This window comes from Paraburkholderia heleia NBRC 101817 (genome assembly GCF_000739775.1).
Lineage (GTDB): Bacteria > Pseudomonadota > Gammaproteobacteria > Burkholderiales > Burkholderiaceae > Paraburkholderia > Paraburkholderia heleia.
This window is the reverse complement of the sequence record NZ_BBJH01000051.1, coordinates 58,369-67,907: the sequence shown is the minus strand read 5'-3', so window position 1 is coordinate 67,907 and position 9,539 is coordinate 58,369. Positions and strand designations below refer to the sequence as shown.

The following is a 9,539-nucleotide window of genomic DNA, read 5'->3' as shown; positions in this document are numbered from 1 at the left end:
GTGAAGAACGAGGACGGCAGCGACCGTCTGCAGATCAACGCGCAGAACTGCGTGCACTGCAAGACCTGCGATATCAAGGACCCGACGCAGAACATCGTGTGGGTCACGCCGGAAGGCGGCGGCGGTCCGAACTATCCGAACATGTAAGTCAAGGCAAACAAAAAAAGCCGCTACAGGTGTGAGCCTGCAGCGGCTTTTTTGTTGCTCGCGCAACGAGTTCGGATCATGCCGCAGCGGCCGCCATCACTCGTCGCTGGCCGCGATCTTCGGCGTCGTCACGACGACGTCGGCATTCTGCGCGCGGTGGCGCAGCGCGTGATCGATCAGTACGAGCGCGAGCATGGCTTCGGCGATCGGCGTCGCGCGGATGCCCACGCACGGGTCGTGGCGGCCGAAGGTCTCGACCGTCGCGGGGTCGCCCGCCTTGTCGATCGAGCGTCGCGGCGTACGGATGCTCGAGGTCGGCTTGATGGCGATCGAGACGGTGATGTCCTGCCCGGTCGTTATGCCGCCGAGCACGCCGCCAGCGTGGTTGCCATGGAAGCCGTTGGGCGTGAGTTCGTCGCCGTGCACCGAGCCGCGCTGGGCGACGCTCGCGAAGCCCGCGCCGATCTCCACGCCCTTCACCGCGTTGATGCCCATCATGGCGTGCGCGATATCGGCATCGAGCCGGTCGAACAGCGGTTCGCCCCAGCCCACCGGCACGCCGCTCGCCACCACGTTCACGCGCGCGCCGATCGAGTCGCCGTCCTTGCGCAGCGCGTCCATGTAGTCCTCGAGTTGCGGCACGACGTCGGCGTTGGGCACGAAGAACGGATTCTCGTGCACGTGCTCCCAGCTCACGAACGGCACGTCGATCTCGCCGAGCGCGCGCATGTAGCCGCGCACTTGCACGCCGAAGCGCTCGCGCAGCCACTTCTTCGCGACGGCGCCCGCCGCGACCGTGGGCGCCGTGAGACGTGCCGACGAACGGCCGCCGCCGCGGTAGTCGCGAATGCCGTACTTCTGCCAGTAGGTGTAGTCGGCGTGACCGGGGCGGAAGGTCTCGACGATGTTGCCGTAGTCCTTGCTGCGCTGATCGGTATTGCGGATCAGGAGCGCGATGGGCGTGCCCGTGGTGCGCCCTTCGAACACGCCCGAGAGAATCTCGACCTTGTCCTCCTCCTGGCGCTGCGTCACGTGACGCGACGTGCCGGGGCGCCGGCGGTCCAGGTCGATCTGGATGTCGGCTTCGGTGAGCGCCATGCCGGGCGGGCAGCCGTCGATGACGCAGCCAATGGCCGGGCCGTGGGACTCGCCGAAGGTGGTGACGGTGAAAAGCGTACCGAGCGTGTTGCCGGACATGGCGGTCGTCCAAAGGGAATCGGGTAATCCAATATTATGCCAGCCCGCGCGCGGCGACGCCCGACCGCGCAGTCGGGCGAAAGACGGCGCGAAGCCGGTTTGGGCGGCGCAACCGGCCACCCCGCGTGACCGAGAGGCGTCAGCGCCGCGCGCCGCGCAGTTCCGCCACCGTCTCCTGCAAAAGTTCGAGCGTGACGTCAGCCGCCGCGATCGGTTCGCCCACCGCGAGCGTCAAACGGCTGGTCAGGCCTCGCCGCCTCGGGTGCTCCTGCCCCGAGGCCGCAAAGCGCGAGAACGCGCTGCCCCAGAGCCCGCGCAGCGCCATCGGCACGACGGGAACCGGCGTGCGCCGCAAGATTTCGGTCACGCCGTGCCGGAACGGGTTCATGTCGCCCGTGCGCGTGAGCTTGCCCTCCGGAAAAATGCAGACGAGATCCCCCTCGGCCAGCGCCGCCGCGCACGCGTCATAGGCAGCGTCAAGTGCGGCCGGATCCTCGTGCGCGGGCGCAATCGGAATCGCCCTGGCGTGGCGGAACACCCAGCCGAGGAACGGCGAGCGGAAGATCTGCTGATCCATCACAAAGCGGATCGGCCGCGGGCTCTCGGCCATGATGACGATCGCATCGACATAGCTCACGTGATTGCAGACGAGCACCGCTGCGCCCTCGGCCGGTATGCGTTCGGTATGCACGAGCCGCACGCGGTAGACCGTATGCACGAGCACCCACGCCACGAAGCGCAGCAGGAACTCGGGCACGAGCGTGTAGATATACGCCGCCACGACGATATTGAGCAGCGCCGTGGTGAGGAAGATGCCGGGAATGCCGATGCCCGCGGACGTGAGCGCCATCGCCATGAGCGCCGAGACGATCATGAAGAGCGAATTGAGGATGTTGTTCGCGGCGATGATGCGCGCGCGGTGGCTGGGCGTGCTGCGGCTCTGGATCAACGCGTAGAGCGGCACGCTGTAGAAGCCGCCGAACATGGCGAGCAGGAACAGGTCGGCGAGCACGCGCCAGTGCGCGGCGATGCGCAGGAATTCGCCTACCGAAAGCAGATGGGACGCGGGAGGCAACGCATGGCTCGCAAAGAAGAGGTCGATGCCGAACACGCTCATGCCGATCGAGCCGAGCGGCACGAGGCCCACCTCGATGCGCCGCCGCGAGAGGCGCTCGCAAAGCAGCGAACCCGAGCCGATGCCGAGCGAAAACATCGCGAGCAGCACGGTCACGACGTCGGGATCGGCCGACATCACGTCTTTGGCGAAATTGAAGAATGACGCCAGAAATGTCGCGCCGACGAACCAGAGCCACGAGATGCCGAGCAGGCTCAGAAACACGGTGCGGTTGCCGTGCGCGAGGCGCAGGTTGCGCCAGGTCTCGGAGAACGGATTCCAGTTGATGCGCAGATCGGGCTGCGACGGCTCGCACGGCGGCACAAAAGCCGACGCCACGCGTCCCACGAGCGCGATCGCGATGCACATGCCGCCAAGCCACCATGCGCCAGGCGGCGGGCCGACGTCCGCGTGCGCCGACGCGGCATCCATCGCCCCGATACCCGCCGCCACGCCCCCGACGATGGTGCCGAGCAGAATCGCGACGAACGTGCCCATCTCGACGAGCCCGTTGCCGCCGACCAGTTCCTCCGGCGCGAGCCGCTGCGGGAGGTACGCGTACTTGACCGGCCCGAACACGGTCGAATGCACGCCCATGAGGAAGGTGCACGCATACAGCAGCGGCGCGCTGTGCATCCAGAAGCCGGCCGCGCCGATCAGCATGACCGCGATCTCGAAGGTCTTGACCCAGCGCGTGAGCATCGCCTTGTCGTACTTGTCGGCGACCTGGCCTGAGGTGGCGGAAAAGAGCACGAACGGCAAAATGAAAATGGCCGAGATGAGGAACGCGACCGTCTTCGGGTCGACGCCGGAAAAGCGCGCCGCCTGATACGTGACGAGCGAGGTGAAGCCGATCTTGAAGACGTTGTCGTTCATCGCCCCGAGGAACTGCGTCCAGAAAAACGGGGCAAAACGGCGCTGGCGCAGCAGCGTGAATTGCGATGCGTGGTCACCCTCATGGTGCACGTTGCGCTTGTCGCGCTGCGTCGCGGGCATCGGTCTATCGTTCATCGAGCAGGAGTCGCACTGACGGAATTCATGAGGCCCAGACGCGAAAAAGCGCGCCTGACGCGCGCTTTTTCATGCTGACCAACCAGATCGTTGGACGGCCCGCGCTCAGCGCGCCGGCTGACGCTCCTCTTCGGGCCAGTCGCGAATATACGCCTTGAGCAGCTTGTTCTCGAAGCCCTGCGCTTCCACCACGGCTTTCGCGACGTCGTAGAACGAGATCACGCCCATGAGCGAGCGGCTTTCCATGACCGGCAGGTAGCGCACATGGTGCTCGAGCATCATGCGGCGCACTTCGTCGACCTCGGTTTCCGGCGTGCAGGTGATCGGGTGATCGTCCATGACCTTGCGGATCGTCGTGGTGCCGACGCTGCCGCCGTTCGTGCGCAGCGTGAGGATGATCTCGCGGAACGTGAGCATGCCGACCAGATCGCCGTACTCCATCACCACGAGCGAGCCGATATCGTGCTCGGCCATGGTGTTGACTGCCTCGTGCAGCGCAGTGTCGGGCGTGACGGTGTAGAGCGTGTTGCCCTTCACCTTGAGGATGTCGCTGACACGCATGATGTGTCTCCAGGAATGCCGCTAGTAATGGGGGAAATGCTGAAAAGATGCCTACCTGATTCGATCCTAGCGGAAAGATTGTTAAAAGGAAAGCCGCGCGGCGGGCGCTCCGCGGCGCGCCGAAACGTCAGCCGAAAGCCATGGAGAGGAGTTTTGCGGCGTGAAACCGGCCATGTGCGCGGCCATCCGGCGCTCACGCAGGGCGGCCTTCATCCGGCCCGAAAACGCCCGGGCCGGCGTCCCCGCGCCCCGCCGCCGGTGTTACGATGCCTTTCACCCTCGATATCAGGCCGGTTCGCGCCGGCCGCGCCGCCACGATGTCATCGAATCCCGCATCCAATCCCGATAGCCGTTTCGACACGCTCGCGCTGCACGCCGGCGCGGCGCCCGACCCGGCCACCGGCGCCCGCGCGACGCCGATCTACCTCACCACCTCGTTCTCGTTTCGCGACACCGACCACGCCGCCGCGCTCTTCAACATGGAGCGCGCGGGCCACGTGTACTCGCGCATCTCGAACCCGACCGTCGCCGTGTTCGAAGAGCGCGTGGCCGCGCTCGAAGGCGGCGCGGGCGCGATCGGCACCGCAAGCGGCCAGGCGGCGCTGCATCTCGCGATCGCAACACTCATGGGCGCGGGCTCGCACATCGTCGCCTCGGCGGCGCTTTACGGCGGCTCGCACAACCTGCTGCACTACACGCTCAAGCGCTTCGGCATCGAGACGACCTTCGTGAAGCCGGGCGATCTCGACGCCTGGCGCGCGGCGCTGCGGCCCGGCACGCGCCTGCTGTTCGGCGAAACGCTCGGCAATCCCGGCCTCGATGTGCTCGACATCGAAGCCGTCGCGCACATCGCGCACACCCATGGCGTGCCGCTCCTCGTCGATTCGACGTTCACCACGCCTTACCTGCTGCGCCCCTTCGAACACGGCGCGGATCTCGTCTATCACTCGGCCACCAAGTTCCTCGGCGGCCATGGCACGACGATCGGCGGCGTGCTGGTCGATGGCGGCACGTTCGACTTCGAGGCGTCGGGCCGCTTTCCCGAACTCACCGAACCCTATGCGGGCTTTCACGACATGGTGTTCAGCGAGGAAAGCACCATCGCGCCGTTCCTGCTGCGCGCACGCCGCGAGGGCCTGCGCGACTTCGGCGCGTGCCTGCATCCGCAGGCCGCGTGGCAGTTGCTGCAAGGCATAGAAACGCTGCCGCTGCGCATGGAGCGGCATGTGGCGAACGCGCGGCGCATCGTCGAATTTCTCGCCGCGCACGAGGCGGTCGAATCGGTCGCATGGCCCGAGTTGCCGAGCCATCCCGACTACGCGCTGGCGAAGCGCCTGCTGCCGCGCGGCGCAGGCGCCGTATTCAGCTTCAACCTGCGCGGCGGCCGCGCGGCGGGCAAGCGCTTCATCGAAGCGCTCACGCTGTTCTCGCATCTGGCCAACGTCGGCGACGCGCGCTCGCTCGTGATCCACCCCGCCTCCACCACGCATTTCCGCATGGACGCCGCCGCGCTTGCCGCCGCCGGCATTGCGGAGGGCACGATCCGGCTCTCGATCGGGCTCGAAGACCCCGCCGATCTGGTCGACGACCTCAAGCGCGCGCTGAAGGCGTCACAAAAAACGGAAGCTTCGAAAGCCAGGTCTGCCGGCAAGGAGGCGTCATGATCGTCGACGTCGCCGGCAAGCCGGCCTATGTCTACACGGCCTCGCGCGCCATCGACCGCGCGCTGCCGTTCGCGGTGTTCGTCCACGGCGCGCAGCACGACCACAGCGTCTGGGCGCTGCAATCGCGCTATTTCGCGAACCACGGCTTCAATGCGCTGGCCGTCGATCTGCCCGGCCACCTGCGCAGCGCGGGCCCCGCGCTCACAAGCATCGGCGCACTCGCCGACTGGCTCGCGGCGCTGCTGGATGCGGTGAATGCCTCGCAGGCCTTCGTCGCCGGCCACAGCATGGGCTCGCTCATCGCGCTCGAATTCGCGGCGCGCCATCCCGAGCGCGCGCAGCGCATCGCCCTGCTCGCCACCGCGTTCCCGATGACGGTCGCGCCAACCCTGCTCGAAGCCGCACGGGAGCGCGAGCCGGAGGCGATTGCGCTCGTCAACGCGTGGTCGCACTCGACGCTCGCCGCCAAGCCGTCGAGCCCCGGGCCCGGTTTCTGGCTGCGCGGCGTGAACCGGCGGCTCATGGAGCGTGTGTCCGCGCGCGGCGAGCCGCAGCTTTTCCACACCGATTTCGCGGCGTGCAACGCCTACGCGGATGGCTTCGCCAGTGCCGCGAAGGTGCGCTGCCCGGTGCGCCTGATCGTCGGCAAACGCGACGCGATGACGCCCCCGCGCGCGGCGCGCGCCCTCGCCGATGCGCTCGCACAGGCCGGCACGCCGGTGGACACGGTCACGCTGAACGCGGGCCACGCGCTGATGACGGAGCAGCCCGATGCGACGCTCGATGCGCTCTACGCTTTTGCGGTGCAGCAAGCGCCGCGCGCGGGCAACGGCTGACAGTTGACCCGAGCCCGGGTTGCACGGTCGTTCGGAACGCCGGAAAATGCCTGAATCAACCATCCCCTGCGTGACCGCGCAGAAAGGAGGAGACGATGCAACCCACCACGCATCCCGAGCATTTTTCGAGCTTCGCGCAGTTCTATCCGTTCTACCTGAGCGAGCATAGCCATCCCGTGTCGCGGCGGCTGCATTTCATCGGGTCGCTTGGCGTGATCGGCTTCGTCTCGATGGCGATCGCCACCGGCAACTGGCTCTGGCTGCCGCTTGCCATCGTGTGCGGCTACGGCTTCGCGTGGGTCGGACATTTCAAGTTCGAGAAGAACCGCCCGGCCACCTTCCGTCACCCCATCTACAGCCTGATGGGTGACTGGGTCATGTTCGCGGACATCTGCCGCGGCAAGATTTCTCTCTGATTCGAATCCAATGCGGCGGCGCGCCTGTCATGGGCGCGCCGCACCGTCACGCCGCCGGATGCGGGAGCACCGGCGGATGCTCCTCCGTGAGCACCGGGACACGCCGCGTCGCAATCAGCGACGCGAGGGAAATGCCAAGCTTGTCGTTGTCGAGCGCGCCCAGCAGCAGGTGCGCGTCGATACTGCTCGACTTGAGCTGATACGCCAGTTCCTCGCGATCGATCGCGAAGCGGTCGAAGATGCGCGCGACCGTGATGCGCGCGGGATTGCCGACCAGCAGAAACAGCGTTTTCGCGCGTTCCTCCTGCTCGAGGCGCCCCACGAGCTCATCCTCTTCGAGACCGTTGATCAGACGCGTTACCGTGGCCAGGTCGCGCCGCAGCAGCTGTGCCAGTTGCTCGGTCGTGCGGCCCGGCTCGCCCGCTTCCCGCGCGTCGGCGAGGCCCGCGAGCAGTTCGAGCGCGTCGAGCAGATCGCTGCCCGGAAAGCGCGGCCGGTCAAAGCGCCCGGTGCGGATTTCGGGCAGTGCCGAGGTGATCATCGCGCCCACGAGCGTGATGAACCAGCTCAGGTACATCCACAGCAGGAACATCGGCGCTGCCGCGAAGGCGCCATAGACAGCCGTGTAGGTCGGAATGCGACGCACGTAGTAGCCAAAGCCGCGCTTGGCCGCCTCGAACGCGATTGCCGCAGCGATGCCGCCCACCAGCGCGTCGCGCCATTGCACGCGGCAGTTCGGCAGGTAGACGTAGAGCATCGTGAACGCGAGCGCCGTGAGCGGCAGCGAGGCGCCGATGAGCATCCAGTCGAAAATGCCCGAAACGTGCTGCTCGGTCGCGATCACAGCGGAACGCGTGAACACGTACGAGGAGATCGACAGGCTCACGCCGATCAGGATCGGCCCGAGCGTGAGGATGGCCCAGTAGACGAGCACGCGCTGCGCTAACGGCCGCGCCTTGCGCACGCGCCAGATCAGGTTGAAGGCCGACTCCACGGTCATCATCGTCATGACCGACGTGACGAAGAGCACGATCATGCCCATCGTCGTGAGGCCCTTGGCCTTCGACGCGAACTGGTTCAGGTACTTGAAGATCTCGCTGTTGATCTGCGCCGGCATGAGATGATCGGCGAGAAAGGCCTGCAGCGAGTTCTGGAACGACGCGAAGATCGGGAACGCGGTAAAGAGCGCGAATGCGACCGTGGCGAGCGGCACGAGCGAGAGCAGCGTGGTGAACGTGAGGCTGCCCGCGACCTGCGGAATACGATCTTCGCGACTGCGCCGCGCCGCGAAGCGCGCGAGCCGCTTCACGATGTCCAGATCGATCTTCACCCTCGACAGCACATCCATTGACCCGTCTTCCTCTCCGCCGTGAACACGTTGATTGCCGCGCATCGGCGGCAAACCCAACCCCTATAATATCCCGTCCACCGACGAGGCCCGATGAAACCGATTCTTGTGCTCTATTACAGCCGACACGGCGCGACGCGCGAACTCGCGCGCGCCATCGCCCAGGGTATCGACAGTGTTCCCGGCGCCGAAGCGCGCGTTCGCACGGTGCCGCCCGTCTCGACGGTCTGCGAGGCCACCGCGCCCGATATCCCTTCCGACGGCCCGCCCTACGTCGAACTGCGCGACCTCGAAGAATGCGCGGGTCTCGCGCTCGGTTCGCCCACGCGCTTCGGCAACATGGCCGCGCCGCTCAAGTACTTTCTCGACGGCACCACGCCGCAATGGCTTGCGGGTGCACTCGCGGGCAAGCCCGCCTGCGTGTTCACGTCGACGGGCAGCCTGCACGGCGGCCAGGAAAGCACGCTGCTCTCGATGATGCTGCCGCTGCTCCATCACGGCATGCTGCTCGTGGGCATCCCCTATACGGAGAGCGCGCTCACGACCACGCAGGGCGGCGGCACGCCCTACGGCGCCTCGCATCACGCGCGCCAGGACGCGCGCGGCCACGGCTTGAACGCCGACGAGAAGACGCTCGCGAGTGCGCTGGGCGTGCGGCTGGCACGCACGGCGCTCGCGCTCGCCAGCGCCGGGCAAGGTCAACGGCTGTGAGCACCCGCGCGGACGGCGTCACCGAGCCCGTCGCCCCGCGTCGCGGCGCCGCGCTCGGCGCGTTTGCGATGCTTGCCGCGCTCACGCTGCTGTGCATTGCGTGGGAATGGCGGCTCGCGCCGCTGCGGCCCGGCGGCAGCGCGCTCGTGCTCAAGGCCGTGCCGCTCGCCATCGCCCTGCCGGGCGTGCTGCGACGCAGGCTCTACACGCTGCAATGGGCGGCGATGCTCGTGCTGCTCTACTTCGCGGAAGGCATCGTGCGCGGCATGACCGATCCCGCGCCGGGCAACCGGCTCGGCTGGCTGGAAGTCGCGCTTGCGCTAGGCTTCTTCGCGTGCGCGCTTGCCTATGTCGCGCCGTACAAACGCGCTGCGAAGCGTGCCGCAAAGCCAATGAAACGCGAGTCGGCCTGAGCGGCTCGATCCGAGGCTCATTCCGCGACGCATCCAGGTCGCATCCACGCCGCGTCAGCCTTGTCCGCGACCGCTGCGTGAAGGCTATCCCCGTGTCAAACTATCTGTTTGAGCCTCGCGA

The 9,539-nt window shown here is 67.1% G+C and carries 10 protein-coding genes; 6 read left to right on the top strand and 4 right to left on the bottom strand.

Features of this window, described 5'->3' with window-relative positions; all coding sequences use genetic code 11:
• The coding region (locus tag BHE01S_RS37360; protein ID WP_157025761.1) for a 4Fe-4S dicluster domain-containing protein at positions 1-147 on the top strand (147 nt) is incomplete at its 5' end.
• A gap of 96 nt (positions 148-243) precedes the next feature.
• Here BHE01S_RS37360 and aroC read toward each other — a convergent pair.
• The 3 genes from aroC to BHE01S_RS31615 form a co-directional block, all read right to left on the bottom strand.
• Positions 244-1,344 (bottom strand): chorismate synthase, encoded by a 1,101-nt coding sequence (gene aroC, locus BHE01S_RS31625; protein ID WP_042271057.1) that lies wholly within the window; start codon positions 1,342-1,344, stop codon positions 244-246.
• Between the two features lie 139 nt (positions 1,345-1,483).
• On the bottom strand, positions 1,484-3,469 hold the full coding sequence (locus BHE01S_RS31620; protein WP_042271055.1) for an MFS transporter: 1,986 nt from the start codon (positions 3,467-3,469) through the stop codon (positions 1,484-1,486).
• A gap of 105 nt (positions 3,470-3,574) precedes the next feature.
• Positions 3,575-4,030: a CBS domain-containing protein gene (locus tag BHE01S_RS31615; protein WP_042271053.1), complete on the bottom strand. Its 456-nt coding sequence runs from the start codon at positions 4,028-4,030 to the stop codon at positions 3,575-3,577.
• A 317-nt stretch (positions 4,031-4,347) separates the two neighbouring features.
• On the opposite strand from BHE01S_RS31615, the gene BHE01S_RS31610 reads away from it, so the two are divergent.
• From BHE01S_RS31610 to BHE01S_RS31600, 3 genes are all read left to right on the top strand, one after another.
• The gene (locus BHE01S_RS31610) at positions 4,348-5,694 is read left to right on the top strand and encodes an O-acetylhomoserine aminocarboxypropyltransferase (RefSeq protein WP_042271051.1); all 1,347 of its coding nucleotides are present in this window, start codon (positions 4,348-4,350) and stop codon (positions 5,692-5,694) included.
• Positions 5,691-6,530 (top strand): alpha/beta fold hydrolase, encoded by an 840-nt coding sequence (locus tag BHE01S_RS31605; RefSeq protein WP_042271050.1) that lies wholly within the window; start codon positions 5,691-5,693, stop codon positions 6,528-6,530. The genes BHE01S_RS31610 and BHE01S_RS31605 overlap by 4 nt, the downstream gene beginning before the upstream one ends.
• A gap of 95 nt (positions 6,531-6,625) precedes the next feature.
• Positions 6,626-6,946, top strand: a complete 321-nt coding sequence (locus BHE01S_RS31600; RefSeq protein ID WP_042271048.1) for a DUF962 domain-containing protein — start codon at positions 6,626-6,628, stop codon at positions 6,944-6,946.
• A gap of 46 nt (positions 6,947-6,992) precedes the next feature.
• Here the strand turns inward: BHE01S_RS31600 and BHE01S_RS31595 are convergent, their stop codons facing one another.
• Complete coding sequence (locus BHE01S_RS31595; protein ID WP_052406203.1) at positions 6,993-8,294, bottom strand: YihY family inner membrane protein; 1,302 nt, start codon at positions 8,292-8,294, stop codon at positions 6,993-6,995.
• 93 nt (positions 8,295-8,387) lie between these two features.
• Here BHE01S_RS31595 and wrbA point away from each other — a divergent pair, with 93 nt between their 5' ends.
• Both wrbA and BHE01S_RS31585 read left to right on the top strand, forming a co-directional pair.
• Positions 8,388-9,005 carry an NAD(P)H:quinone oxidoreductase gene (gene wrbA / locus BHE01S_RS31590; protein ID WP_042271046.1) on the top strand — a complete coding sequence of 206 codons (618 nt, stop codon included), beginning with the start codon at positions 8,388-8,390 and terminating at the stop codon, positions 9,003-9,005.
• Positions 9,006-9,073: 68 nt separating this feature from the next.
• On the top strand, positions 9,074-9,418 hold the full coding sequence (locus BHE01S_RS31585; protein ID WP_052406204.1) for a DUF2069 domain-containing protein: 345 nt from the start codon (positions 9,074-9,076) through the stop codon (positions 9,416-9,418).
• Positions 9,419-9,539: the final 121 nt, after the last annotated feature.

Excerpts from the sequence above, each read along its gene's own strand:
- BHE01S_RS31610 (WP_042271051.1), top strand. The coding sequence starts at position 4,348 with ATGTCATCGAATCCCGCATCCAATCCCGATAGCCGTTTCGACACGCTC.
- BHE01S_RS31600 (WP_042271048.1), top strand. The coding sequence starts at position 6,626 with ATGCAACCCACCACGCATCCCGAGCATTTTTCGAGCTTCGCGCAGTTC.
- wrbA (WP_042271046.1), top strand. The coding sequence starts at position 8,388 with ATGAAACCGATTCTTGTGCTCTATTACAGCCGACACGGCGCGACGCGC.
- aroC (WP_042271057.1), bottom strand. The coding sequence starts at position 1,344 with ATGTCCGGCAACACGCTCGGTACGCTTTTCACCGTCACCACCTTCGGC.
- BHE01S_RS31595 (WP_052406203.1), bottom strand. The coding sequence starts at position 8,294 with ATGGATGTGCTGTCGAGGGTGAAGATCGATCTGGACATCGTGAAGCGG.
- BHE01S_RS31585 (WP_052406204.1), top strand. The coding sequence starts at position 9,074 with ATGCTTGCCGCGCTCACGCTGCTGTGCATTGCGTGGGAATGGCGGCTC.
- BHE01S_RS31615 (WP_042271053.1), bottom strand. The coding sequence starts at position 4,030 with ATGCGTGTCAGCGACATCCTCAAGGTGAAGGGCAACACGCTCTACACC.
- BHE01S_RS31620 (WP_042271055.1), bottom strand. The coding sequence starts at position 3,469 with ATGAACGATAGACCGATGCCCGCGACGCAGCGCGACAAGCGCAACGTG.
- BHE01S_RS31605 (WP_042271050.1), top strand. The coding sequence starts at position 5,691 with ATGATCGTCGACGTCGCCGGCAAGCCGGCCTATGTCTACACGGCCTCG.